This window comes from Sphingobium quisquiliarum P25 (genome assembly GCF_000445065.1).
GTDB lineage: Bacteria > Pseudomonadota > Alphaproteobacteria > Sphingomonadales > Sphingomonadaceae > Sphingobium > Sphingobium quisquiliarum.
Genome location: NZ_ATHO01000007.1, coordinates 20,915 through 47,563, shown reverse-complemented (window position 1 = coordinate 47,563; position 26,649 = coordinate 20,915). Strand labels below are relative to the sequence as shown.

The 26,649-nt window shown below is 64.3% G+C and carries 21 protein-coding genes and 1 pseudogene; 12 read left to right on the top strand and 10 right to left on the bottom strand.

Annotated features, from left to right (window positions below):
• Position 1: 1 nt before the first annotated feature.
• Positions 2-2,317, bottom strand: coding sequence for a TonB-dependent receptor (locus L288_RS23200; protein WP_021236505.1), 2,316 nt, complete (start codon positions 2,315-2,317; stop codon positions 2-4).
• A gap of 153 nt (positions 2,318-2,470) precedes the next feature.
• Positions 2,471-3,568: a metallophosphoesterase gene (locus L288_RS23195; RefSeq protein ID WP_236612983.1), complete on the bottom strand. Its 1,098-nt coding sequence runs from the start codon at positions 3,566-3,568 to the stop codon at positions 2,471-2,473.
• 374 nt (positions 3,569-3,942) lie between these two features.
• Between L288_RS23195 and L288_RS23190 the strand changes: the two genes are divergently transcribed.
• The 3 genes from L288_RS23190 to L288_RS23180 all read left to right on the top strand — a co-directional run bounded on the left by L288_RS23190 (position 3,943) and on the right by L288_RS23180 (position 8,692).
• Positions 3,943-6,312, top strand: coding sequence for a TonB-dependent receptor (locus tag L288_RS23190; RefSeq protein ID WP_021236503.1), 2,370 nt, complete (start codon positions 3,943-3,945; stop codon positions 6,310-6,312).
• 35 nt (positions 6,313-6,347) lie between these two features.
• Positions 6,348-7,535 carry a dipeptidase gene (locus L288_RS23185; RefSeq protein ID WP_021236502.1) on the top strand — a complete coding sequence of 396 codons (1,188 nt, stop codon included), beginning with the start codon at positions 6,348-6,350 and terminating at the stop codon, positions 7,533-7,535.
• Between the two features lie 116 nt (positions 7,536-7,651).
• Positions 7,652-8,692, top strand: coding sequence for an aldo/keto reductase (locus L288_RS23180; protein ID WP_031303732.1), 1,041 nt, complete (start codon positions 7,652-7,654; stop codon positions 8,690-8,692).
• Between the two features lie 62 nt (positions 8,693-8,754).
• On the opposite strand, the gene L288_RS23175 is transcribed toward L288_RS23180, so the two are convergent.
• From L288_RS23175 to L288_RS23160, 4 genes are read right to left on the bottom strand one after another with little or no spacing between them, the layout of a single operon-like run.
• Positions 8,755-9,033, bottom strand: coding sequence for a hypothetical protein (locus L288_RS23175; protein WP_021236500.1), 279 nt, complete (start codon positions 9,031-9,033; stop codon positions 8,755-8,757).
• Positions 9,033-11,573, bottom strand: coding sequence for a cbb3-type cytochrome c oxidase subunit I (locus L288_RS23170; RefSeq protein ID WP_021236499.1), 2,541 nt, complete (start codon positions 11,571-11,573; stop codon positions 9,033-9,035). The genes L288_RS23175 and L288_RS23170 overlap by 1 nt, the downstream gene beginning before the upstream one ends.
• A complete protein-coding gene (gene coxB / locus L288_RS23165; RefSeq protein ID WP_021236498.1) occupies positions 11,570-12,547 on the bottom strand; it encodes a cytochrome c oxidase subunit II in 978 nt (325 codons plus the stop codon). The genes L288_RS23170 and coxB overlap by 4 nt, the downstream gene beginning before the upstream one ends.
• Entirely contained in the window at positions 12,513-12,869 is a 357-nt protein-coding gene (locus tag L288_RS23160; RefSeq protein ID WP_021236497.1) for a c-type cytochrome, read from the bottom strand. Before L288_RS23160 ends, coxB begins: the two co-directional genes overlap by 35 nt.
• A 69-nt stretch (positions 12,870-12,938) precedes the next feature.
• On the opposite strand from L288_RS23160, the pseudogene L288_RS42220 reads away from it, so the two are divergent.
• A pseudogene (locus L288_RS42220) lies at positions 12,939-13,523 on the top strand (c-type cytochrome); the annotation flags it as partial.
• Between the two features lie 16 nt (positions 13,524-13,539).
• Here the strand turns inward: L288_RS42220 and L288_RS43805 are convergent.
• The 3 genes from L288_RS43805 to L288_RS23145 all read right to left on the bottom strand — a co-directional run bounded on the left by L288_RS43805 (position 13,540) and on the right by L288_RS23145 (position 15,467).
• Positions 13,540-14,199: a cytochrome b gene (locus L288_RS43805; RefSeq protein ID WP_021236496.1), complete on the bottom strand. Its 660-nt coding sequence runs from the start codon at positions 14,197-14,199 to the stop codon at positions 13,540-13,542.
• Complete coding sequence (locus L288_RS23150; RefSeq protein ID WP_021236495.1) at positions 14,196-14,915, bottom strand: cytochrome c oxidase assembly protein; 720 nt, start codon at positions 14,913-14,915, stop codon at positions 14,196-14,198. Before L288_RS23150 ends, L288_RS43805 begins: the two co-directional genes overlap by 4 nt.
• Positions 14,916-14,978: 63 nt before the next feature.
• Positions 14,979-15,467, bottom strand: coding sequence for a MarR family winged helix-turn-helix transcriptional regulator (locus L288_RS23145; protein ID WP_031303730.1), 489 nt, complete (start codon positions 15,465-15,467; stop codon positions 14,979-14,981).
• A 93-nt stretch (positions 15,468-15,560) separates the two neighbouring features.
• Here L288_RS23145 and ectA point away from each other — a divergent pair, with 93 nt between their 5' ends.
• The 8 genes from ectA to L288_RS23120 are packed head-to-tail and all read left to right on the top strand — an operon-like array spanning position 15,561 to position 24,178.
• Positions 15,561-16,271 carry a diaminobutyrate acetyltransferase gene (gene ectA, locus L288_RS0121065; protein WP_084465573.1) on the top strand — a complete coding sequence of 237 codons (711 nt, stop codon included), beginning with the start codon at positions 15,561-15,563 and terminating at the stop codon, positions 16,269-16,271.
• Positions 16,268-17,575, top strand: a complete 1,308-nt coding sequence (ectB, locus tag L288_RS23140) for a diaminobutyrate--2-oxoglutarate transaminase (RefSeq protein WP_021236492.1) — start codon at positions 16,268-16,270, stop codon at positions 17,573-17,575. The genes ectA and ectB overlap by 4 nt, the downstream gene beginning before the upstream one ends.
• Positions 17,576-17,586: 11 nt before the next feature.
• Positions 17,587-18,000, top strand: coding sequence for an ectoine synthase (locus tag L288_RS23135; protein WP_021236491.1), 414 nt, complete (start codon positions 17,587-17,589; stop codon positions 17,998-18,000).
• A gap of 22 nt (positions 18,001-18,022) precedes the next feature.
• Entirely contained in the window at positions 18,023-18,958 is a 936-nt protein-coding gene (gene thpD / locus L288_RS23130; RefSeq protein ID WP_031303727.1) for an ectoine hydroxylase, read from the top strand.
• 22 nt (positions 18,959-18,980) lie between these two features.
• Positions 18,981-19,115 (top strand): hypothetical protein, encoded by a 135-nt coding sequence (locus tag L288_RS44075; protein ID WP_021236489.1) that lies wholly within the window; start codon positions 18,981-18,983, stop codon positions 19,113-19,115.
• Complete coding sequence (locus L288_RS0121060; RefSeq protein ID WP_031303725.1) at positions 19,112-20,458, top strand: MFS transporter; 1,347 nt, start codon at positions 19,112-19,114, stop codon at positions 20,456-20,458. The genes L288_RS44075 and L288_RS0121060 overlap by 4 nt, the downstream gene beginning before the upstream one ends.
• Entirely contained in the window at positions 20,455-21,747 is a 1,293-nt protein-coding gene (locus L288_RS23125; RefSeq protein ID WP_021236484.1) for a mechanosensitive ion channel family protein, read from the top strand. Before L288_RS0121060 ends, L288_RS23125 begins: the two co-directional genes overlap by 4 nt.
• Positions 21,748-21,775: 28 nt before the next feature.
• Positions 21,776-24,178, top strand: a complete 2,403-nt coding sequence (locus L288_RS23120) for a membrane-bound PQQ-dependent dehydrogenase, glucose/quinate/shikimate family (RefSeq protein WP_021236483.1) — start codon at positions 21,776-21,778, stop codon at positions 24,176-24,178.
• An 82-nt stretch (positions 24,179-24,260) separates the two neighbouring features.
• On the opposite strand, the gene L288_RS23115 is transcribed toward L288_RS23120, so the two are convergent.
• Entirely contained in the window at positions 24,261-26,540 is a 2,280-nt protein-coding gene (locus tag L288_RS23115; RefSeq protein WP_021236482.1) for an FdhF/YdeP family oxidoreductase, read from the bottom strand.
• Between the last annotated feature and the right edge of the window lie 109 nt (positions 26,541-26,649).

The following is a 26,649-nucleotide window of genomic DNA, read 5'->3' as shown; positions in this document are numbered from 1 at the left end:
GTCAGAACCCCGCCTTGATGGTGGCAAAGAATTGCGAGGGCGCGCCGATCAGCAGCGTCTGGCCGTCGCCGCTGTTGCTGAAACCGCCCGAACCCACGGTGCTGATATAGCGCTTGTCGAGCAGGTTGGTGGCGTTCAGTTGCAACTCCAGCCTGTCGGTGAAGCGATAGCCCACGGTCGCGTCCACGATCACGCGGCCGGGGACCGATTGATCGTTGGTGTAGGTGTAGTAGCGCCGGGACATATAGTTGACGCCGATGCGGCCGAAAGCGCCATCCCGCTCATAATTGATTTCGCCACGGGCAAGATGCCTGGGGCTGTCGACCACGGTCTTGCCCTCGATCGGCGCGACCGCCCCGCTGGCGTCCACGACATCGTCGCGATAGGTCGCGTCGGTATAGCTGTAGGAACCGAACAGGCTGAACCCGCCGCCCAGTTGCAGCGTGCCCGCCGCTTCGACGCCAATGGAGCGGACCTTGCCGACATTTTGCAGCGCCGCCGCGAAGCCCTGGATCGGGCTGCCCACCTGAACGGACAGGAGGCGATTGCGGAAGTTCACCAGATAAGCGCCGATCACGCCGTTGAACACGGAATTGTGGTAGCGCAGGCCAAGTTCGTAGGTGTCCGACTGTTCCGGCTTCAAATCATCCCGAATGGCGTCGAAGCCAAGCTGATTGGTGGAAAAGGGGCCCGCGGTCGTGGCGCTGGCGAAGGCGCGGGTCGCCTGCGTGAAACCGGCGAAGACTTCGGCTTCCGGCGATAGTTCGAAGGCGACGCCCGCATGGGGCTGGAACCAATCTTCCACCTTGATCTTGCCTTCGGGGAAAGTTGCCTGAACGACGGCTTCGGCCTTGTTCGTGACCTTGAAGCCCTTCCACCCCAGGTTGATCGTCACCATCCCCAGGTCGATGCGATCCTGGACGTGATACTGGATCGTGTCGGTGGTGAAGTCGAACTCCCACTGGGTCGCGAAAGGGTTTTTCGGATAGTCGCGGAAGGAAAGGCCGGGGTCCGTGCGGCTGGCGAAGGCATAGAAGCGGCGGGCCTGGTTGAACTGGTTATTCTCATACCAGCCGCCCACGGTGAAATTCTGGATGCCGAGCGCAAAGTCGACGCTGCCGAACACGCCGATGCGGTCCATTTCATATTCGGTGGTGCGCACCGACATGGGAACCCCGTTCGGGCTGGGCTGGTAAGGCGTGGCCCACAGACCCATGCCCTTGTTATGATGGTAATAGCCCTTGATCTTCAGGCTGGCCTGTTCGCCCAGCGGCGCTGAAAGACCGATCGCGCCCAGCCAGTCCTTGCGCAGGCCAGCGGCGTCATAATAGGCGTCGTCCGGGCCGGTGACATTGCCGGGATAGACCTGGCCGCCTGCCACCGGAGCGCCGCTGTAATCGAAAAGGCCATCGGGGAAAGGCGAGCCGCCGCTGTTGCTGATCAAATCCACGTCATTCAACCGGCTGGCATAGTCGATCGCGCGGGCATAGTCGGGGAATGTGTTGTCCCAGTCCCAGCCCAGGCGCGCGATCATGGCTTTCGACATATCCTGATAATCATTCTCCCGCCGGTCCGAATAGCTGAGCCAGCCATCGACAGTGACATCGCCCACGGGAATGACGACCTTTGCATTGCCCATATGCTGGTCCTGCACGCCTTCGCCCCGGAACTTGTCGGTCGATCCATAACCATAGGAGGCATAGCCGCGAATCCCGTCGCGAGTGCCCAAGGCCAGGCGGGCGAAGGCGCGCCAGGTTTCGTTGCTGCCATAGGTCAGGTTGCCCTGCGCGCCCAGATTGCCGTTGGTCAGGTAATCGGCAGGATCGGCGGAGAAGGTTTCCACCGTGCCGCCCAGCGCGTTGGTCGCCTGCGTGCCGATGGAACCCGCGCCCTGGCTGACGCGCACGCTGCCGATATTTTCGGAGCTGATCGCGCGAGTGATGTGGAGCCCATTATGATTGCCATAGCTCATGTCGCCCAGCGGAATGCCGTCGAAGGTGAAGCCGAGCTGGTTCTGGCTGAAGCTGCGGATGGTTACGCGCTGCGACCATTCATAAGCGCCGAAGGGATCGGAGGACTGAAAATTGACGCTGGGAAGCTTCTCAATGGCTTTCAGGGGATTGGTGCCCGGCGTCAAGGTCACGATATCCTGCGACTGGATTTCCTGCACCTGCCGGGTTTCGCCACGGCCGAACACGACGATGTTCGCGCTTTCCGTGGCGTCTGTTTCAGCAGATGGCAATTCCTCTGCGAAAGCGGGTACGGCGGGCAGGATGATGGCGGTGGACGCCAGCAGCAGAGCGGTAGTGATACGCATGTTCAAGTCCCCCTTTTGGACCATTTGGCCGGGGGCGGACTAGCGGGGCGATGTTGCACTGCAATGTGCGTTAAGTGACGGGATGAGGACGGCTGAATGACAGGGATGCGACAACCGGCCGGTGCGGCGATCCGCAACGCCTGGGGAGGCCCCCTAGTCCAATAGCTGCGGCGGGAAATCCAGTTCGAAGTCCGAATAGCGGGCGGGCGTTCCAAAGGCCGCTTCGCCATTGCGCCCTGCATAGCGGCCGAGCAGCGTCGAATAGGTGCTGAAATATATCTTGCGCTGGTCAGTGTCGAACTCGATGAAGCGCATCCAGCCCGCCCCGCCATTGGCCGAGCCAGCCACGCCATCCGGGCCGATCGTGTTTCCCTGATAATCCTGAAGCACCTGATAGACGGGATAGCCCGCATCATTGCGGTCGATCCGCAAATTCTGGCCGCGCGATACGCCCTGATCGGCCGGAGTCCAGTTGTGGCCGGAAAGGACAAGGAAGATGGCGGCGTTCTTGCGGATGAAACGGTCCCAGACCTCATCGGGCGGCAAGTGATCGCTGCCTTCGAAATAATGCCGGTGGTCGTTCGAACGTTCCACCTTGTCGGGATGGAGCCATTCATGCGTGGTAACGATCACGGGCAAGCGCGGATTGGCGTCGATCACCCTTTGCGCCCAGGCGAGAACGTCCGGCGCAGGCTGCATTTCCAGCGACAGGTGTAGGAAACGCTTTCCGCCTCCGGTGAAGAACTGATAGCTGTTGAGGCCCTGATTATAAGCGCCGCCATACCAGGGCCTGCCCGCGAAATGGCGCGACTGCGGACCGAAATAGAAGTCCCATGTTCGCCCGCCGGAAAGGGGACGGCTGGCTCCGGGACTGTTCGGCCCTTCCCACCAGCTGAAATTGTCATAGTCATGATTACCCGGCACCATGCCAAAGGGAATGCCCGACCGGCTGAGGATGGAAATGGCGCGATTGGCGATGTCCCATTCGGCGCGGGTGTCATGATAGGCAAAGCTGCCGGATGGAGCGCCCTCCATCTTCTGGCGGAACTGGCCATCGCCATGCTGAACGATGTCGCCGGCGAAGGTGACGAATACCAGATTCCTGTCGTCGCGATTGTCCACCAGATATTGCATCTGCTGGGTGAAGGTATCGGCCCCGCGCGGTTGAGGGAGGGTGATATCGGAGTAGTTTTGCGTATCCGGCACCACCGCGATATTGAATTTTTCGGCCCATGCGGGGGCCGCGGCCATCAGAAAGGCTGCGCAAAGACTGATGGTGAATCGAAGACGGTTCATAGCTTTTCGTCAGCCCTCGCCATGGTGAAAAGGCCTCCTATGCGGCGTCTGTTGCCAGTCCATGACAAGCACCGCGCAACTTCCGCCACCTATGAGCAGCCCGTCCGCGACTTGAGCAATGGTGAATAGAATGACGGCTGGCCAGCCTTTATCGGTTGCGCGGGCGGATAGCGGATTTCCCCGCCCGCTTCGTTGCATATGGCAACCAATAAATTTGCGCCGGACTTCACCGTCGCTGTCAATCATGGAAGAGGCGGGCCTGCTCGCGAAGGCGGCAGTCCCGGTCTGAATGGCTCAGACAGCCCAAAAGGGCACAAGGGGAGCCACCAATGCGCAATATTTTCCGCCTCCGCCGCAGCGCCTTGCTGCTTGCCTGCTGTGCTGGCGCAGTTTCGCCAAATGCCGCCTGGGCGCAGGCGCCGGAGGGCGGCGATGCCGAAACCATCACCGTTACCGGCCGCCGCATTTCCCAATCTTCGGAAGCGATCGGCGAAGACAAGATCAGCAATGTCGTGGCCGTGACGCGTGAGGCGCTGCTGTCCGCGCCATCGGGCATATCCGGGCTCAAGATGCTTGAGCAGCTGCCCGGATTCAATGTGCAGACGGACGGCGCGCTGGGACTTTACGAGTTCGGCAACAGCGTCCAGACGCGCGCCTTCAATCTCGACCAGATCGGCTTCGTCGTGGACGGCATTCCCACCGGCCGCAGCGACGCCTTTGGCGGTAGCCCCGTCTTCCGTTATGTGGACAATGAAAATCTGGGCGTGGTCGAGGCCGCGGTTGGCGCGGGCGACGTCAGCCTGCCCAGCTATTCCACGCTCGGTCCCGTGGTGCAGTATAACAGCATCGCTCCGCAGGAGGAGATGGGCCTGTTCGTCTCCCAGAGTTTTGGCGATTTCGACATGAAGCGCACCTTCATCCGGGCCAGCACCGGGCGCATCGGACCGTTCAAGGCCTATGTCAGCCGCACCAAGCTGGATTCCGACCTGTGGCGCGGCCCCGGATCGGTAGACCGTGAACATTGGGAGGCGCAGGTCCATGCCGATCTGGGCGGCGATAGCTGGGCACGGTTCAAGTTCGTGTCCAACGACTTTTTCGACTATGACTCGCCGACAATCACGCGCGCGCAATATCAATGCTCGGCCAGAAATGCGCTCGGCCAGTGCGGGCGCGACTTCGCCTATATCGAAAATGTGCCGAATACGACGCCGGGTTTCGCTCCAACGGCCCCCGGCGTCTATTATTCCAACGCCGCCTATACCGCCGTTTACAACCTTGCCATCAATGTGCGGAAGGACAAGCTGTATGGCGCCACCGTCCATGCTGGCATAGCGGACGGCGTCTGGGCGGAATCGACCATCTACTGGGAAGACAAGGATGGTTATGGCGTGTCCCCGGACAGCTATTCCAACTCGCTTGGCCGTTACACGCCCCAAAGCCAGACGGGGCTTCCGGTGGTAGCGCCCAAGGGCGTTCAATATGGCCTTTCGGGGGTCGGTGGCGACCGCTACGGCATCACGGGCAAGCTGCATTGGGAGGCCGGCAACAATGCTCTGGAGGCGGGCATCTGGGCCGAGACGGACAAATATCACCGTACCCAGGCGCGCTATAATACCATGGACGGCGCGCCTGACGGCCAGCCGAACCTCGACGAACTGGTCTATCTGCGGCGCGATTACCGGTCAAAGCGCGACACCCTCCAGCTCTTCCTCAAGGACACAATCAAGCTGGCGGATGAGCGGCTGATCCTGGATATCGGCTTCAAAGGCCTGATGATGGACTATGTCCAGCGCGGCTATCGCGATTTCGACGATTATTACCGCGTCGTTGGCGGCATCGGGGTTCCGGGCTGGGGGCCACAGGCGAACACCGCCCATTACAGGGATATGTTCCTGCCGATGGCCGGTCTGCTCTACAAGCTGGACGAGCGGACGCAGGTCTTCGCATCCTATGCGGAGAATATGGCGCTGCCCAAGGGGATGGATGACATCTATTCGGTGACGCGCCCTGGCTCGGCCGCGGTGGTGCCCCAGCCCGCGCCCGAACGGTCAAAGAACATGGAACTGGGCATCCGCACCAATCAGGGCCAGCTTTACGCTTCGCTGGCGGCTTTCTACACGAAGTTCGCCAACCGCATCCAGTCGATCACGACCTTCCTTGAGGGCGGCGGCTCCGCGACGGAAACATTCTATCAGAATGTCGGCCGGGTGCGCGCCTATGGCGTGGAGTTTGCGGGAACGTACAAACCGGCTTTCCTGGACGGGCTCGCCTATGGCAACATCAACGTCACCTACAATAATGCCAAGTTCAAGGACGACATCCTGGCTTCGACCGTCATTCCGATCGCGGGCAAGTTCCTGCCCGACAGCGCCAAGTGGATCGTCAGCGGGGGCGTGACGGTGGAACCGGCAAGCTGGCTGGTCGCCAATATTTCGGGCAAATATACCAGCCGCCGCTGGTCGACCTTCACCAACGCGCCAGGCTCCAGCATTCCGGGCTTCACGGTCTTCAGCGCCTATGCCGATATTGGCGACGGCTTCAGCTTCGGCCCGGTCAAGAGCATCAAGGCCCGGATCAACGTGGACAATATCTTCGACAAGGATACGCTTTCCTACATCTCCTCTTCCGTCACCGGCGACGGCTCGTTCCGGCCGCTTTCGCCGCGCACTTTCCAGTTCACCATCTCGGGCGAGATCTGATGCGGTTCGGACCATGGAAGGGAGCGGCATTGACGATGCTGCTCCCGCTCGCGGCGCAAGCGCAGGAAGTGCCCAAGGCAGCCGCGCAACTGCACCAGCGGCTGATCACGCTCGACAGCCATCTCGATACCCCTGCCTCGCTCGACCTGCCGGGCTGGTCGATCGAGGAAGGACATGAGGTTCACAGCGACTATACGCAGGTCGACCTGCCGCGCATGAAGAAGGGCGGGCTCGATGGCGGCTTCTGGGCGATCTACACGCCGCAGGGGCCGCTGACGCAAGAGGGTTTTCAGAAGGCGCGCGACTTCGCCCTTCTTCGCGGCGTGTCCATCCGGGAGATGGTTGCGGCCGATCCCGCCAACTTCCAGCTCGCGCTGGAGGCGAAGGACGCCGCGCCGATCGCGAAGGCGGGCAAGCGCATCGTCTATATGTCGATGGAAAATGCCTATCCGCTGGGCGAGGATATTTCGCTGCTCAGGACCTTCCACGCCATGGGCGTCCGGGTCGCAGGCTTTGCCCATTTCGCCCATAACCAGTTTGCCGACAGTTCAACCGATCCATCGAAGAAGCCGCGCTATGGCGGCCTAAGTCCCCTGGGCAAGGAATTGCTTAGGGAGATGAACCGGCTCGGCATCGTGCCGGACGCATCGCACAGCAGCGATCAGGTGCTCGACGACCTGCTTGCATTATCGAAGACGCCGGTTCTGCTCACCCATTCCGGCTGCAAGGCGATCTACGACCATCCGCGCAACATCGACGATGATCATCTAAAGGCGCTCGCGGCGAAGGGCGGCGTCATCCAGATGAACGCCTACGGAGCCTATCTGCGCGAGATCAAGCCCAATCCAGAACGGCAGAAGGCGTTGGCGGCCCTGTTCGCGCAGATGCGGGAGGATGCGAAGCTCTCACCCGAAAAGCGCGCCGAATTGCTGGCGAAAAGGCAGGAGATCGATCGCCTCTATCCCGAAGCCGACAGGGCGACATTCGACGATTTCATGGCGCACATGATGCATGCGCTGAAAGTGGTGGGGCCGGATCATGTCGGCATCGGCCTTGACTGGGACGGCGGCGGCGGCGTTGCTGGCATGGAGGATGTGCGCGACCTGCCGAAGATCACCGCGGCCCTCCTGAAGGCGGGCTATAGCGAGGCGGACATCCAGAAAATCTGGTCGGGCAATGTCCTGAGGGTGCTGGCGGCGGCCGAGGCGGCGAAGGAGAAGTAGCGGCCTCCTGCCCGCCGGGTTGAAAAATAAGGCAGCAGAAAACAGCCACCGGCATGGCATCCCGGCCCGGCGCATCCTATCTGGGCGGCATCCATCGCAAGAAAGGATTCCCCCAGATGCGCTATCGTCAACTTGGCCCCAGTGGCCTCTTTGTGTCCGAACTCTGCCTTGGCACCATGACCTTTGGCGGAAGTAACGATATGTGGGGGCAGATCGGCCAGCTGAGGCAGGATGAGGCCGACGCCCTGGTGAAGGCGGCCGTCGATGCGGGCGTCAATTTCATCGACACCGCCAATGTCTATGCCGCGGGTGAAAGCGAGCGCATCCTGGGCACGTCGATACGTAATCTGGGCCTCTCGCGGGACGATCTGGTGATCGCGACCAAGGTGCTTGGTCCCATGGGGGAAGGTCCCAACGCGCGCGGCGGGTCGCGCAAGCATATCCTCGACCAATGCAAGGCCAGCCTGCAACGGCTGCAACTGGACCATGTCGATCTCTACCAGATCCATGGCTTCGATCCCGCCACGCCGATCGTCGAGACGCTGGAGGCGCTGGATACGCTCGTGCGGCATGGGCATGTGCGCTATATCGGCCTGTCCAACTGGGCCGCATGGCAGATCATGAAGGCGATCGGCATCGCCGAAGCCCGCCGACTGGCGCCGATCCTGTCGCTGCAAGCCTATTATACGCTGGCCGGGCGGGATCTGGAGCGCGAGATCGTGCCGCTGCTCAAGTCCGAAGGATTGGGCCTGATGGTCTGGAGCCCGCTCGCTGGTGGCTTCCTGTCAGGCAAGTACAGCCGCGACGATGAGAAGGCCGGGAGCGGCCGCCGCGCATCATTCGACTTCCCGCCGGTCGACCGGGATCGGGGCTATGGGGTGATCGACGCGATGCGGCCGATCGCCGAACGTCACGGCGTCAGCGTGGCACAGATCGCACTGGCGTGGCTGCTGCATCAACAGGCCGTCACCAGCGTGATCATCGGCGTCAAGCGGCCGGACCAACTGGCGGACAATCTGGCCGCCATCGACGTCCGCCTGTCGGCGGAAGACCTGGCGGCGCTGGATGCCGCCAGCGCGCTGCCGGCGGAATATCCGGGCTGGATGCTGGAACGGCAGGGCGAATATCGCGCTCATGCGGCGCAGACGGGCCGGTAGGCGGCTGCGCGCAGTTCTGCCCGGCGCGGTGCTGATGCATGCGCCGCGCACTCCCTCAAGGTTCAGCTTAGCAGCGCGGGGAAGGCTTGCCAGAGGATGGCCAGGCTCGCGAGGGCGATGAGGGTGAGGGACAGGTGGCGCATCCATGCGTCGAGATGATCGCCGCTTTGCCGCCAAATGCGGGTGAGCAGCCATCCCTCTCCCGCAAGGCACAGCAGGGTCATGAGGCCGGTCAGAAGCCGCGCGTTCATGCCGGAATGCCAGATGCTGCCGATGCCGTAGAGCGCGAAGAAGTGCAGGGCCCAGATCGCCATGCCGCCGAGGAGCAGGCGCCAGTTCATCAGAATGCGGTTCCCGGAAAGAGCCGGGTCAGCAGCGCTGAAACCACGCCCTGCGCGGCGGTGTAGACGGCAAAGAGGAATACCAGGTCATAGCTGTTGTCCGCCGGACGGTTGATGAGGCCGCGGCTGTTCCGCGCGGCCATGTAGCAGGTCATGATGAAGACGATCGCGGCGAGAATGCCCTGGAGCGAGAGGAAGGCATAGACGGTCGCGCCCTGCCCGCTCGCGCTGGGAGACAGGCCGTGAAGACGCCAGCTCCAGATGTCCGCCGCGAATGCCGCGACGAGTGCGCCGCCGCCGGTCATCAGCAGGACGCCGGGGGTCCAGAGGCGCGTCTTTTCACGGCGCAGCAGGCGGCGGCCCAGCCAGGCGAGTCCCACGCCCGCGCCATTGCCCAGCAGGATCGGCACAAGCCATGCGGCATCGGGCGGCGCAACCCAGAAGCGCGGGTGGATGCCGTAGAGGTATAGATAGCTGAAGCAGGCCATGAGGAAGATCATGCCAATGACGGTCAGCAACAGCATCATCGCCCACCAGCCATGGGTGCGCGGTCCGGTGACATAGGTCGGCACCATGATGCCCGCGCCGATATCCACTTCGCGATCGGGCACGGGGCGGTCCGTTTCCCAGAGCCAGCGCAGGACGCACAATATGGCGGCGATGCCGCTTACCACGCTGGGCCAATAGGCCTGCACCGTCAGCAGCAGGAAGAATCCGGCGGTGAACAGCGCCGCGAAGAGGGGCCATGAAGATGGTCCCGGCATGATCTGGAGATATTCAGGCTCGGCACGGATGGGGCTGGTGATGATGGTCTCGCGCAATCCGGTGGCGCTGTTCGGCAAGAAATAGCGGCCCTGCTCCACATCCCTGGGCAGCGCGGGATCGTCCCACAGGGGATCGCGGCTGCGCACCACGGGGATGCTGCGCGAGGAATATAGTCCGGTGGGCAGCCATTCCAGCGTGCTTCCGCCATAGACGTTGCCTGCATCGTCATCGGTGGTGAAGCGGAAGTTACGAGCGAGATCGATGAGGAAAAGGCAGATGCCCGCCGCCAATATGCCAGCGCCAATCGTGGACAGAAGGTTCGTCGCGCCCCATTCGCGATCCGGCAGATAGGTATAGACCCGGCGCGGCATGCCCATGAGGCCGGTCAGGTGCATCGGCAGGAACGTCAGATGCATGCCGGCGAACATCAGCCAGAAGACCCATTTGCCCATCGTTTCGGAAAGCGGACGGCGGCTCATCATCGGCGCCCAGTGATAGAAGGCCGCGAACAACGGGAAAACCATGCCGCCGATGAGCACATAATGGAGGTGGGCGACGATGAAATAGCTGTCATGCGCCTGATAATCGAAGGGGACGAGCGCGACCATCACGCCGGTAAGGCCGCCCATCACGAAAATGATGATGCCGCCCACCAGAAAAAGCGTCGGCGTATTCATCCGTGGCCGCCCGCTCGCCAGCGTCGCGATCCAGGAAAAGACCTGAATTCCCGCGGGCACGCTGACGGCCATGCTGGCGGCGGAAAAGAAGCCCACGGAAAGGGTCGGCATGCCGGTCGTGAACATATGGTGCGCCCACACCCCGAAGCTGATGAAGCCGGTGGAGACGAGCGCCAGCACGATGAGGCGGTAACCGACTACAGGCGTCCGGGCGAGCGTGCTGGCCATCATGGTGACGAGCCCGGCGGCGGGAAGGAAGATGATATAGACTTCCGGGTGGCCGAAGAACCAGAAGAGATGCTGCCACAATATCGGATCGCCGCCGCGCGTGGGATCGAAGAAGGGCCAGTTCAGCGCCCGTTCCAGTTCCAGCAGCAAAGTGCCCAGGATCACGGCGGGAAAGCCGATGATGATCATCGCCGCGAAGACCAGCATGGCCCAGGCGAAGATCGGCATCCTGTCGAGGCTCATCCCCGGCGCGCGTGTTCTCAGGACGCCGACGATGATCTCGATCGCTCCGGCAATCGCCGAAATCTCGATGAAGCCGATGCCGAGCAGCCAGAAGTCGGCATTGATGCCCGGCGAGTAGCTGATGCTTGTATAAGGCGGATACATGAACCAGCCGCCATCGGGCGCGAGGCCAACGAAGATCGACGCGAAGAAGGCGAGCCCGCCGACCAGATAGGCCCAGAAGGCATAAGCGGAGAGGCGCGGGAACGGGAGATCCCGCGCCGCCAGCATCTGCGGCAGGAGCAGCACGCCCAGCGCCTCCACCGCCGGAACCGCGAAGAGGAACATCATCACCGTGCCGTGCATGGTGAAGAACTGGTTGTACGTCTCCTGCGGCAGCATGCCGTTCAGCGGCCAGGCAAGCTGCACCCGCATGAACAGCGCCAGCACGCCCGCCAGCAGGAAGAACAGGAAGGCCGCGCCCACGTAGAACGCGCCGATATAATTGTTGTTGACGACGGTGAGCAGCCGCCAGCCCCTTGGCGCGCGCCAGACGCGTTCCAGTTCCTCCAGCTCGCCTTCGGGCCGTTCTCCGCGTGTCGGGAATCTTTCGTAAAGCGCCGGGTCGAAGCCGGTTTCCGACCTCACCGCCGCGTCTCCAGATAGGCAGCGATGGCCGTCAAGTCCTGCCCCGGAAGCGTGGAGTAAGCAGGCATGCGGTTGCCCGGCTTGAGCGATTGAGGATCGCCGATCCAGCCGATCATCGTGCCCCGGTTGTTGGGCAATATGCCCGCCCCCAGAGTCCGGCGCGAACCGACATGGCTGAGATCAGGTCCGGCGAGGCCGTTGGCCTCCGTGCCCGCGATGCGATGGCATGCGCCGCAACCGCTGTCCTGAAAAAGCTGGGCTCCCCGCGCGGCTTGACCGCCGGGCTGAGGCGCCGGGCGTGCCCGCGCGGCCATGAAACGGGCGTAATCGTCGGGATCATGGGCGACAACCATGAAACCCATCAGGGCATGAGCGCCGCCGCAATATTCCGCGCACTGCCCCGCATAGACGCCCGGCGCGTCCGCCTGCATGCGCAGCACGTTGCGGCGGCCCGGCACCATGTCGATCTTGCCCGACAGGCGCGGCACCCAGAAGCTGTGGATGATGTCCGAGGATTCAAGCTCGACAGTGACCGTCCGGCCAACTGGTATGTGAATTTCGTTGGCGTCCATCATCGCGACGCCGCCCGCCCGATCGAGATAGGCGACGCGCCACCACCACATTTCGCCCGTCACGCGCACGCGGATGTCGGACGGCTGCGGCGGGGTCCGCAATGTCCTGGTGAGGCTGAGCCCGTAGATGAGCAGCGCCGTCAGCACCACCACCGGCAGAGCAATCCCCGCAAGCCAGACCACGCGCGTTCCGCCAAGGCGGGACCGCAGCCGCTGCGATCCGGCGAGCGCCACCCACAGCGCCGCCAGCACCAGCGCGAGAACGGCCCCAGCCATGGCGAAGAGGATCCAGGACAGCGTGGTGATCGACGAGGCGAACGGACCGGCGGGATCGAGTACCGGCGGCGGCCAGCCCGACAGCGCCTGTTCAGTCGAGCGTGTAAAGATAGGCAGCCACGTCACGCGCCTCTCCCTCGTTGAGCGGCATGGCGGGCATGGTCGTGCCGGAAACTAGAGCGGGCGCATTGCGGACGAAGGCGGCGAGCATGTCCGGCCGGTTGGGCACGCGTCCCGCGATCATCCCCTGACGCGCGAAATGCGTCAGATCGGGACCGAGCCGTCCCTGCGGCCACCTTATGCCGGGGATGACATGGCATGCCGCGCACCCTGTCCGTTGAACGAGGGCGCGTCCGCGCTGCACATCCGCGCCGGGCATCGCCGCCCGCCCTTCCGGCGGTGGCTTGCAGCCGCCGAGCAGCAGGATAAGCGTAATGCCGATACGCAAAGACGACGCAGCCCCCTTCCCTTTCGTGCGAACTGCTATGGAACCGCCCGCAATCGCCACGGTTCCATTATGATGCGATGTTTCAGCCGGAGTCCCGACCTGCGCCCCGTCCTGCTGCTGGCGATGACGGCTGGCTGCGGTTCCTATGACAACCGGGGACTGGAGCAGTTCGCGTCGACGGGACAATTGGTGGCGCTGAGCGGCGGCGGAGCGGGCGCGCAGGGCGCCTGTCTGACGTGCCATGGCGTAGATGGCGGGGGCGACGGCACGGCGGTGCCTCGCCTGGCGGGGCTGGGCGCGGGCTATATGGTGGCGCAGCTCGACGCCTATGCGGACGGGCGGCGGCAGCATCCGCAGATGCAGGCGATCGCCGAACGGATGACCCGGCGGCAGCGGCTGCTGGTGTCGGACTATTATGCCGCCCTGCCCTATCGGTCGAAGGTGGAAATGTCTTCGCCTGCTGCTCCCCTTCTGTATACCAAGGGCGATCCTGAGCGCGGCCTGCCGTCATGCGCCAGTTGCCACGGCCTGTCGGGCGAAGGGGTGGGCAGCGGCAATCCGCCGCTCGCCGGACAGCCGGCTGCCTATCTGGCGGACCAGTTGCACCGCTGGCGGCTGTCGCTGCGGCGGAGTGATGCGCGGAACGTGATGCAGCAGATCAGCCTCAAGCTCACTGCTGAGGAAGCCCGGACTCTCTCGGACTATGCTGCGTCTCTTTCCGGCTATCCTCCCAATCGGGAACCTCCGGCAGCATCCCGCGCAGCACGTCATGCCGATCCCAGAAATGATGCTTCAAGGCCGCCCCTACATGAAGGGGGATGAGCAGGGCGAGCAGCAGGACGAGGATGTGATGTCCCTCTTCCGCGACGGCGAGCAGGCGATATTGCATCTCAGGGCCGAGGCCATGCAGGGGGAGCGCTGGCCAGGGGATGAACCCGGCAAGGCGCAGCGGCGCGGGTTCGCCGAGCGCCGACCACATGACCCAGCCGGTCAGCGGCAGGCCGAAGAAGCAGAGGTAGAAGAGATAGTGGGTCAGATAGGCCGCCTGCGTCTGCCAGCCGCCCCGGTCCGCGTCATTGACCGGCCCCGGAATGATCAGACGCCAGAACAACCGCGCGATCGCGAGCAGCAGAATCGGCAAACCCACGGCGCTGTGCAACTGGTAGGTCAGCAGCTTGCCGCCGCCCGACGGCAGGATGCTGGCATACCAGCCGATCGCGAGTTGAGCCATGACGAGGAAGGCCATTATCCAGTGGAAGGCGATGCCGACCGGCGAATAGCGCGACCGCTCCGTATGGGTCGCCGCCCAGCGGCGCAGCGCTTCGATCACGCCATGGCTCGCGGCGCGGGGTCAGGAGCGATCAGGCGGCTCATGCGGAGCAGCGCGGCGGCGAGATAGACGCCTGCGGCCGGGACCCACATCACCAGCCCGGCGAGTTGCTGGTCTTCCAGCGGCGACAATCCCCAGGGCTGGGTCGAAAGCCAATGCGGGGCATAAAGGGCAGACGGGGCGAAAGTCAGCAGCGCGCCCAGAAGCCCCATCTGCATCATCGAAAAGAGCAGCGCCCCGGTGGCCGGGATCGCGCTCGCCTGCCGCAGCCGTGCCCAGAAGAGGACGGCGCTGGCGAGGATCGTTGCCTGCATGAGCCAGTAGATGCCGTCATGGGACAGCGCGGCGGCATAGGCGGCGGGCGCATGCCAGAACCACAGCACCAGGGTCTGGACGAGCGTCCCCAGCAGGAGGCTGCCCCTGCCCTTGCCGGGCCACAGCGACAGGATCGGCGCGAGGACCAGCATCAACAGCATGTGGTGGACGGTGCGCGCGGAAAAGAGGGCGGAGGTCAGCGCGCAGAAAGGAGATATGAACAGCAGGAAGGCGCAGAGCAGACCGGCCAGTGCCCAACCGCGAGGGACATGGGAGCGCCATGCCCATGCCGCCGCGGCCAGCAGCAGCAGGATAAGGAAGGGATCGCCATTCCAGCGCGACAATAGCTGCGCTGGCGCGGGCGCCGCGCCGCAATAGGGTATCCAGCCAATGTCGCTCATGCCGATGCTCCCTCCCCGACGCCAACCCTTTGCCGGGGTTGCGGTTCCGGCCGGCGGCGACGATCAGGCAGGCTCCGACCGGTCGATGAGGCCGCTGTCGAGCAGCGGCGCGGCGTCTATGTCCTGCGCGTCCATCAGCGTTGCCAGCCGTTCGACGGCGGCCAGGATCATCGCCTGTTCCCATTGCGGCAGCTTTGCGAAGCGTTCGGTGAAGGTGGTTTGCAGCAGGTCCGGCGCTTCGGCAAGCGCGGTCTTGCCCGGCGGCAGGGAGGACAGGATGAACTGCCGCTTGTCCCTTTCGCTGCGCTGGCGCTGGACGAAGCCCAGCTCCTGAAGCCGGTCGACGATCGCGGTGATGGTGGCCTGGCTGAATTTGAGCGCGCTGGCGATCATGCCGGGTGTGGCCGAATCGCGGGCTTCGATCTCGCGCAGGACGAGCCATTGGGAGGGGGTGAGGCCGGTGGTGGCGGCGAGGCGGCGGCTGCCGATTTCGGTAGCCCGCAGGACGCGGCGGAGGGCGCGCAGGGTCAGGATCGCGAGGTCGGAACTCATGAATGAAACATAAGCAAGACGCGCATTTTTCACCATCGGAAATGCTTTGATGAGCGAAGCAATTGAGAAATGCTTCATCGGCCAAAGGACCAGATGAAGCGGCCAAGGGTTGAAAATAGAGCGACATGCGGTATATGTCGCGCCGCGCCCTTTGACGGGCTAATCAGAATACGAAGAAAATACTTCGGGAGATTAATTATCTTTGATCCACCATCCGATGCGGCATATTCGCCGCCACGGAAGTTCGCGCGCCAAGGCCGGAGCGCCCCCGCGCAGACCGCGCAGACAAAGTTACGCCTGCCCACTGCTGACGATGGACCTTCGGTCACGCGCCTGATTGCAAGCTGCCCGCCGCTCGACGTCAATTCGGCCTATTGCAACCTGCTGCAATGCACGCATTTCGCGCAAAGCTGCATCATCGCGGAGCGGGCCGGGACGATCACCGGCTGGGTATCGAGCTACCGCCCGCCTTCGGAGCCGGACAGCTTTTTCGTCTGGCAGGTCGCCGTCGCCCCCGAAGCCAGGGGACAGCGACTGGCCGCGCGCATGATCGAGGCGCTGCTGGCGCGCCCGGCGGCCGAGGGCGTCACCGCCCTCATCACCACGGTCACTAACGACAACCGCGCGTCATGGTCCCTGTTCGAGGGGCTGGCGAGCCGGTGGGGCGCCTCGCTGAGCAAGAGCCCCCTCTTCCACCAGGACACTCATTTTGCCGGAGCCCACGCCACCGAATGGCTGGCGCGCATCGGCCCGCTGCCGCGCACCGCGCCGCAGCCCATCGACCAAGGAGAATTGGCGACATGACGACCACCCTTCCCAAACCCACCGGACAGATGCCCGACACCGCCATTTACGAGCGGCGCGAATCCGTCGTGCGCAGCTATGCGCGGTCCATGCCTCGCCAGTTCAACAAGGCGGAAAATATATGGATGCGCGACAATCAGGGCGGGCGCTATCTCGACTTCCTGTCGGGCTGCTCCACGCTCAACTACGGGCATAATCATCCGGTGCTGAAACAGGCGCTGCTGGATTATATCGCGGCCGACGGCATCGCCCATGGCCTTGACCTACATACCGACGCCAAGGCCGATTTCCTGGACGCGCTGGAAAGCGTGATCCTGAAACCGCGCGGGCTGGACTATCGCGCGATGTTCACCGGGCCGACCGGCACCAACGCGGTGGAGGCCGCGATCAAGCTGGCGCGCAAGGTGACGGGGCGGGAAATGGTGATCGCCTTCACCAACGGTTTCCACGGCATGACGCTGGGCGCTCTGGCCTGCACCGGCAATGCGGCCAAGCGCGGCGGCGCGGGCGTGCCGTTGAGCCATGTCGCGCACGAACCCTATGACGGCTATCACGGACCGGAGGTGGATACCGCCGAATTGCTGGAGCGCCGCCTATCCGACCCGTCGAGCGGACTGGACGCCCCGGCCGCCATATTGGTGGAAACGGTGCAGGGCGAAGGCGGCCTGAACGCAGCGTCGCCCGAATGGCTGCGCAGGATCGCCGCCATAGCCAGACGCCACAGCGCGCTGATGATCGTCGACGACATCCAGGCGGGATGCGGCCGGACCGGTAGCTTCTTCAGCTTCGAAGGCATGGGCTTCACGCCCGATATCGTCACCATGGCCAAGTCGCTGTCGGGCATGGGCCTGCCCTTCGCGTTGACCCTGTTCCGCCCGGAACTGGACCAGTGGGAGCCGGGCGAGCATAACGGCACCTTCCGCGGCAACAACCACGCCTTCGTCACCGCGGCCGCCGCGCTGCGCCATTTCTGGAGCGACGGCCGGTTCCAGCAGGATATCGCCCGCCGGGGCGCGATGATCGAGCGGCGGCTGGAGGCGATGGCGGCCGAACATGGGCTGACCACGCGCGGCCGGGGAATGATGCGCGGCATCGACGTGGGATCGGGCGAGGTCGCCGCGACGGTGACCGCAGCCTGCTTCGATCGCGGCCTGATCATCGAAACCAGCGGAGCGCATGACGAGATCGTCAAAGTCCTCGCCCCGCTGATCATAGACGACGCCCATCTTTCGGCCGGTCTGGATATCATGGAGACATGCATCCGCGAAGCGCTGGCCGTGCCCTATGGCGTCGCCGCAGAATAAAGGAAAAGATCATGATTGTTCGTAAATTACAGGATATCCGCAAGTCCGACCGCAATGTGAAGTCCGCCCAGTGGGAAAGCGCGCGGTTGCTGCTGAAGGACGACAATATGGGTTTTTCCTTCCACGTCACCACGATGTACGCGGGCGAGGAAATCCACATGCACTATCAGAACCATCTGGAAGCGGTGCTGGTGCTGAAGGGCAACGGCACGATCGAGGATCTGGGCACCGGCATCACCCATCAGCTGGCGTCCGGCGTCATGTATGCGCTCAACGCCCATGACAAGCATATCGTCCGGCCCCAGACCGACATATTGTGCGCGTGCGTGTTCAACCCGCCGGTGACGGGCAAGGAAGTGCATGACGAAAGCGGCGCATACCCGGCCGAGGCGGACATGGTCCGCGAGCCCGCGCTGAGCAACTGAGCTGACGAAAGGGGGAAGTCCCTTGCAAGACATCTACCCGTCCCGCCACGCCAGGGTGGCGGAGTTCCTGCCGCGCCTCGATCCGGTCGTCCATGGCGAATGGAGCGAGGACGCGCCGGTCGGCAGGGATCAGGCCGCGCAGTTCGACCGCGACGGCTATCTGGTGCTGGAAAAGCTGTTTTCGGACGAGGAAGTCGCTTTCCTGCAAGGCGAGGCGCGAAAGCTGCTGGCCGATCCCGCCGCGCTGGACGAGGAAACGGTGATCACCGAGCCGGGCAGCCGGGAAATCCGGTCCATCTTCAAAATACATGCGCAAAGCCCCGTCATCGCAAGGCTGGCCGCCGACGGGCGGCTGGCCGGGGTGGCGCGGTTCCTTCTGGGGGACGAGGTATACATCCACCAGTCGCGCCTCAACTACAAGCCGGGGTTCAAGGGCAAGGAATTCTACTGGCACAGCGATTTCGAGACATGGCATGTCGAAGACGGAATGCCGCGCATGCGGGCGCTGTCCATGTCCGTCCTGCTCGCGGAAAACACGCCCCATAACGGGCCGCTGATGCTGATCCCCGGATCGCACAGGCGCTTCCTGACCTGCGTGGGCGAAACGCCAGAGGACCATTACCGCATGTCGTTGAAGCGGCAGGAATATGGCGTGCCGGACGAGGACAGCCTGGCCGGGCTGGCGCACGAACATGGCATCGTCGCGCCGGTGGGCGAGCCGGGATCGGTCGTCATCTTCGATTGCAACATCATGCACGGGTCGAACGGCAATATCACGCCCTTTCCCCGCGCCAACGCCTTCCTGGTCTATAATGCCGTGCGCAACCGGCTGGCCGCGCCCTTCGGCGTCGACAAGCCGCGCCCGGAGTTCATCGCCGCGCGGGGAGAGCCGCAGCCGATCGTTCCGCTGTCCGGGCCATTGACCGGACAGAGCGCGCGGGAGCAGCGCGCCGCCTGAACGGCGCGCCGGGTTCGTCACCATGTTCTTGGCCATCCAGCCTGTCCGCAGCCTTTTGCTGTCCATCTTCATGCTCATGGCGGGCACCACGCCCATGGCCGCCCTGCTGAACCCCAACAGGGCCGATGAGAGCATGGCCGGAGGATCGACGAGATGACCGCGATTTCCAGCCGTCCCGCCGCCGCGTCGGCACCAGCCGCGCCGGGGCAGCAGGCCGTCCTGCGCCGCGCCATCGCCGCGTCCGCCATGGGCAATGCGACCGAATGGTTCGACTATGGCATCTACGCCTATGGCGTCACCTATATCTCCGCCGCGCTTTTCCCCGGCGAGATGGAGGATGCGGTGCTTTTCGCGCTGGCGACATTCGCCATATCCTTTCTGGTGCGGCCGCTGGGCGGGCTGTTTTGGGGGCCGCTGGGCGACCGGCTGGGGCGCAAGTCGGTGCTGGCGCTGACCATCCTGCTGATGTCGGGCGCGACTCTGTGCGTCGGGCTGATCCCCGATTATGCGCGCATCGGCCTGTGGGCGCCTGCGTTGCTGATCACGCTGCGCATGGTGCAGGGGTTTTCGACCGGCGGCGAATATGGCGGGGCGGCGACCTTCATGGCGGAATATGCGCCCGACGCGCGGCGCGGATTCTACGGAAGCTTCCTGGAGTTCGGGACGCTGGCGGGATTTTCGCTGGGCGCGGCGCTGATGCTGGGCTTCTCGCTGATGCTGGGGGACGCGGCGATGCACGCATGGGGATGGCGCGTCCCCTTTCTGGTGGCGGCCCCCATGGGGCTTGTCGGCATGTATCTGCGTTCGAAGATGGAGGATACGCCGGTGTTCCAGGCGGCGGCTGCGCTGCATGACGCGGGGCCGCCCGCGCCGCGCCTGGGCGCGATGATGCGGCGGTACTGGCGGCCGATGCTGGTCGTGGGCGGGCTGGTCGTCGCGCTCAACGTCGTCAACTATACGCTGCTCAGCTACATGCCGACTTATTTGCGGCGGCGGATCGGGCTTTCGGCGGACGAGGCGCTGATCGTGCCGATCATCGGCATGCTGATGATGATGCTGTTCCTGCCGCTGGCGGGCGCGCTGTCGGACAGGCTGGGCCGCAGGGCGATGTGGCGCGTGTCGCTGATCGGGCTGCTCGCCGCCGCCGTGCCGCTTTACTGGCTGATGGGGACAGGACTGGCGGGTGCGATCACCGGATTCATGCTGCTGGGGCTGCTCTATGTGCCGCAGCTTGCGACGATTTCCGCGACCTTTCCGGCGCTGTTCCCGACGCAGGTGCGCTTCGCGGGCTTCGCCATCGCCTATAATGTGTCGACGTCCATCTTCGGCGGGACGGCCCCCGCGGTCGGCAGCGGGCTGATCAGCCTGACCGGCAATGAGCTGATGCCCGCATTCTACATGATGCTGGCCTGCGGCGTCGGCCTGGTCGCGCTGCGCTTCATGCCGGAAACCGCTGGGCGCTCGCTGCATGACGATCCCTTTGCAAAGGAGCCGGCGTGATCACGAACCTTCCCGTTTCCGGCAGCGGCATAGCGATGCTGGCGCGCGCCTATGTGCGCGAGCCGTGGATGCAGAGCGGGCTGGCGCTGCTGCTGCTCGGCGCATTCGCATGGGTGGCGAACTGGGTAGCGAAGCGCATCGCGCTGCGGCTGCTGCTGCGGATGCTGAAGCACCTGCCCTTCCATGTCGAGGCGGAGCATATCGGCGCGATCGTGGCGCGGCTGTCGAACATCGTGCCTGCGCTGGTGATCCAGGCGGGCATCGGCGCGGTGCCGCACCTGCCGGGCGAGGCCATCGCCTTCGTCCGCAGCCTGTGCACCGCCTTCATCATCCTGACCAACGCAATCGCGCTCAGCGGGTTCCTGACGCTGCTCAACGACCTGTACCAGCGCCGCCCGAACGCCGCCAACCGGCCGATCAAGGGCTATGTGCAGCTGGGCAAGCTGCTGGTCTATGGCGCGGCGGCAATATTGATCATCGCCGCGCTGATGGACCAGTCGCCGCTGCTGCTGCTGTCGGGCCTGGGGGCGATGGCGGCGGTGCTGATGCTGGTGTTCAAGGATACGATCCTGTCGCTGGTCGCATCCGTCCAGATCGGGTCCAACGACATGGTGCGCGTGGGCGACTGGATCGAAATGCCGCAGTTCGACGCGAACGGCGACGTCATCGACATCGCGCTGCATACGGTGAAGATCCAGAATTTCGACAAGACGATCACCACCATTCCCACGCACCGGCTGATTTCGGAAAGCTTCCGCAACTGGCGGGGCATGTCGGAATCGGGCGGGCGGCGGATCATGCGATCGCTGACGATCGACCAGAACAGCGTGCGGTTCCTGGACGAGCGCGACATGGAGCATATGGCGCGCTTCGCGGTGTTGCGGCCCTATCTGGACGCCAAACGGCAGGAGATCGAGCAATGGAACGGCGCGCATGGCGCGGACGGCACGGTCAATGGCAGGCGGCTGACCAATATCGGCACGTTCCGCGCCTATGTGCTGGCCTATCTTCAATCGCGGGACGATATCGCGCGCGACAAGACCCTGCTCGTGCGCCAGCTTGCGCCCAGCGAGAACGGCCTGCCGCTGGAAATCTACGCCTTCGCCAGCAGCACCGTGTGGGCGGAATATGAAGGCATTCAGGCGGACATATTCGACCATCTGATCGCGATCCTGCCCGATTTCGGGCTGCGGCTGTTCCAGCGCCCGGCGGGAACCGATCTGGCGGCGCTGGCGGCAGCAACGCCCGAACCCGAAAGGAGGGAACAGCAGGCCCCCTCCGCCGTTTGACCGTTATCCCAATAGAAACAGGTGAAACATGGCGGACACGGCAGTGCGCAACGGGTCTTCGCTGGGCTGGCCCACGAAGCTCTTGGCAGGGGTGATTGGGTTGATCGGGCTGGTCCTGACCGTGGGCGGGGCATGGCTCGCTACCGTTGGCGGGTCGCCCTATTATCTGATCACGGGCATCGCGATGATCGCGTCGGGATGGCTGCTGTACCGGCGGCGGATGCTGGGGGCGTGGCTCTATATCGTTGTCGTGGCCGCGACCATCCTCTGGGCCTTCTGGGAAGTGGGGACGAACGGCTGGGCGCTGGTGCCGCGCGTGATCGCGCCGCTGGTCCTGCTGATCGCGGTGCTGCTGGTCATGCCGCTAATGTCGGTGCGCGCGGACAGGTGGAAGCTGGCGGGCGGCGCGATCGCGGCGGTCATCCTGCTGACGGCCGTCACCGGATTCACGCTGGGCCGGATCAACCAGCCGCAGGTGCAGGCCGCCCTGCCCGCGGCGTCCGGCGTCATGGCCGATCCCGCCTTGTTGCAGGCGGGGACCGACTGGCCTGCCTATGGCGGATCGGAAAGCGCGCGGCGCTTTTCACCCCTGACGCAGATCACGCCCGCCAATGTCGCATCGCTGGAACAGGTCTGGCTGACGCATACAGGCGACATGCCCTCCAGCGCCGCGAAGGGCACCTATGGCGCTGAGAATACGCCGCTGAAGATCGGCAACATGCTCTATGTCTGCACGCCCAAGAGCATCGTCATCGCCCTTGACCCGGCGACCGGCCGCCAGCGCTGGCGCTTCGATCCACGCGTGCCCGACACGGCCATTCCCTATACCGCCGCCTGCCGTGGGGTCAGCTATTATGCCGTGCCCGATGCCGCCCCGGCCACGGCCTGCGCCAGGCGGATCATCTGGGGCACGCTGGACGCGCGCCTGTTCGCGATAGACGCGAGCACCGGCAAGCCGTGCCAGGATTTCGGATCGAACGGACAGGTGGATACGAAGATCGGCATGGGCCAGACCCCGCCCGGCTATGTGTCCATCAATTCGCCGCCCACCATCGTGCAGGGTGTGGCCGTGACCGGGCATCAGGTGCTGGACGGGCAGGACCGCTGGGCCCCTTCCGGCGTGATCCGGGGGTTCGATGCCGTCACGGGCAAGCTGCGCTGGGCCTGGGACATGATGCACCCGGACTGGAACGGCTATCCCCCGCCCGGACAGACATGGGCACGGGGCACGCCCAATATGTGGACGGCGGCGAGCGGGGACGAGCAGCTTGGCCTTGTCTACCTGCCCATGGGCAATGCCGCCGCCGACTATTATAGCGGCCTGCGCCGCCCGCCAGAGAATTTCTACGCAACCTCTCTGGTGGCGCTGGACGTGCGGACGGGCAAGCCGCGCTGGCGGTTCCAGGCGGTGCGCAAGGATGTGTGGGATTATGATTTCGGCGCGCAGGCGACGCTGGTGGACTATCGCGGCACGCCCGCGCTGGTGCTGCCGAGCAAGCAGGGGGACATCTATATCCTCGACCGGCGCACCGGAAAGCCGCTGACGCCGGTGGGGGTCATGCGCGCGCCGGGCGGAGGCGTGGAGCCGGACCAGCGGTCCCCCTTCCAGATCTTTTCGCGCTGGCACACACTGCGCAAGCCGGAGCTGACCGAGCGGGATATGTGGGGTATGTCCCCCATCGACCAGATGATCTGCCGCATCCAGTTCCGGCAGGCGAGCTACAAGGGGTTCTACACGCCGCCCGAAAGCAAGCGGCGGTCGATCGAATATCCCGGATATAATGGTGGCACCGACTGGGGCGGCGTGGCGGTCGATCCGCGGCGCGGGGTGATCGTCGCCAATTATAACGACATGCCCAACTATGTCCGTCTGGTCCCGCGCGCGGAGGCCAACAAGCTGGGCTGGGCGCCGCGCGAGCAGGCGCGCGGCAATATCGGCGGGGCGGAAGGCGCTGGCGATCCCCAGGCACATACGCCCTATGCGATCGACGTGAATGCCGGATGGCGGATGAAATTCACCGGCATGCTGTGCAAGCAGCCGCCCTATGGCGGCATCCGCGCCATCGACCTGAATACGGGGCGCACGATCTGGGACCGGCCGTTCGGCACGGCGCGGACCAATGGACCCTTCGGCATCCCGTCCATGCTGCCCATCACCATCGGCACGCCGAACAATGGCGGCGCGGTGGTCACGGCGAGCGGCCTGATCTTCATCGCGGCGGCGACCGACAATCTGATCCGCGCCATCGACCTTTCCACCGGCAAGACGCTGTGGCAGCGCAAGCTGCCCGCTGGCGGGCAGGCGACGCCGATGGTCTATGAGGCGGGCGGGCGCGAATATCTGGTCATCTATGCAGGCGGCCACCATTTCATGGAGACGCCGGTCGGGGACGAGGTGATCGCCTATGCGCTTCCCCAAGGCCGGGGGTGATCCGGGGTGACGGAAAAACGGAAAAAGCAGCCTTAATGCGGATGCCTCGATACAAGACGATCACGCTCTGGAAGGGTGGGAATTAGCTGGCGATCCGCACGGGCACGGATTTGGCGGCGGGGGTCTTCGACAGCTTGTCATGGTGCGACAGCGGCACCAGCGGGTTCATTTCGGGATAATAGGCCGCGACGCATCCATCCGGCAGGGAAAAGGGGGTGACGGTGAGGCCGTCGACCTGCCGGTGCACGCCGTCGCCGGCATCGCTGACCAGAGCGACCACCTGTCCGGCCGACAGCCCGGCGCGGGCGATCTCTTCCGGGTTCATGAGCAGCACGTCGCGCGTGCCCTCCACCCCGCGCAGGCGGTCCGAATAGCCGTAGATGGTGGTGTTGAACTGATCGTTCGAACGCAGGGTGATGAGGCGGTAACGGCCCGGCGCATCTTCGAACCCGCAGCCCGACAGGGTCGTGGGGACGGTGAATTCCGCCTTTCCGCTTTCCGTCTGCCAGATCCGCTCGCGCGCCTTGTTGCCCTTGTAGAAGCCGCCGGGGGTGAACATCCGGGCGTTGAAATCGTCGAACTTGCCGGGATAGCTCGCCTCGATAAGGTCGCGCACCCTGGCATAGTCGCCGACCCATTCGTCCCACCGAACCTTCGGATTGGGCGGCAGAGTTTCCCTGGCGATGCCAGCGACGATCGCGAGTTCGGACATAAGATGTTCGCTGGCGGGCTTGCGCTTGCCGACCGATCCGTGGATGCAGGACAGGCTGTCCTCCATCGTCACCGTCTGCGGGCCGCTGGCCTGCATGTCCTCCTCCGACCGGCCAAGGCAGGGGAGGAGATAGGCGACCTCTCCATTGATCAGGTGGCTGCGGTTGAGCTTCGTCGCGATCTGGACAGTAAGGCGCATGTTCGTCCATGCCTCCTCCATCTTCTCCTGCTCAGGAATGGCGCGGAGGAAATTGCCGCCCAGGCTGAGGAAGGCCTTCACCTTGCCCGCGATGATGGCTTCGCAGGCTTCGACCGTGTTCATGCCCTTTTCCATCGGCGGGTCGAAGCCGAACAGTTGCTTCAGCCGGTCGTTGGGCACCAGTTCGGGCTTTTCGGAGATACCGACCGTGCGCTGGCCCTGCACATTGGAATGGCCGCGCACGGGCGAGATGCCCGTCCCTTCCCGCCCGATATTGCCGCGCAGCAGCAGCAGGTTGACCAGCGCGCCGATGGTCTGCGACCCGTGGACATGCTGCGTCACGCCCATGCCGTAGACGCCGATCACCTTGTCCGCATCGCAATAGATGTCCGCCGCCGCCTCCAGATCGGCGCGGGGGAGGCCCGATTCCCTTTCAATCTCTTCCCAGCCTGTGGCGTCGAGGCAGGCGGTGAAAGCATCGAAGCCATGGCAATGCTGATCGATGAAGGCGGTGTCGATCAGGTGGCGCTTTTCCCGTGCGAACAGGGCGGCGTCGCGGGCCTTGACATGCTTGCACAGGCCCATGATGGCGGCGATGTCCCCGCCGGGGCGGACCTGGAAATAAAGGTCGGAAATCTCCGTTCCCCTGGACGTCAGCATCTCCGCCGGGCTTTGCGGGTTGACGAATTTGAGGAGGCCCGGTTCGCGCACCGGATTGAAGGTCACGATCTTGCAGCCGCGCTTCACCGCTTCCTGCAAGGGGTGAAGGAAGCGCGGGCTGTTGGAGCCGGTATTCTGGCCGAAGAAGAAAATGGCGTCGCATGTGTCGAAGTCGCTAAGCACGCAGGTGCCGACCGGCGAGCCCGTCACCTTCTTGAGCCCGACCGATGTCGTTTCGTGGCACATATTGGAACTGTCGGGCAGGTTGTTATGGCCATAGAGCCGCGCGAACAGGGCGTAGAGATAGGCGGTCTCCAGGCTGGCGCGCCCGGAGGTGTAGAAGACGGTGTCCTTCGGATCCAGCGCGCGCAGTTCCGCCCCGATCTCCCGGAACGCGTCCGCCCAGCTCACCGGCAGGTAGCGGTCGCTGGCGCGGTCGTAGCGCATGGGATGGGTCAGCCGCCCCTGCTGTTCCAGATCATGGTCGCGCCAGCCCTTCAGGTCCGTGACGCTGTGTTCCTCAAAGAAATCCGGGGTGCAGCGACGGCTGGTGAGTTCCCACAGCGTCGCCTTCGCGCCATTTTCGCAAAATTCGAAAGGGTGCGGCTTGGCGGGCTTGGTCCAGGCGCAGGACACGCACATGAAGCCGCCGGGCTTGTTCTGGCGCCGCAGCGTTTCCAGCACGGCGGGCGAATCCAGTTCCTTGCCGTAAATGCGCGCCATGCCCTTGAGCGAGCCCCAGCCACCGGCGGGACCGTCATAATGCACGGTGTCATCTTCGGGCTTGGTCATGCTTCTGCTCCTCGGGCGGGTTGGGGGGCTTGCAGCAGACAATGCGCGCCGCGCCGGAAATATCCTGCCGGTGTCGCCTGCTGGTCAGCCGCGAGGCGAGGGCAAAGCC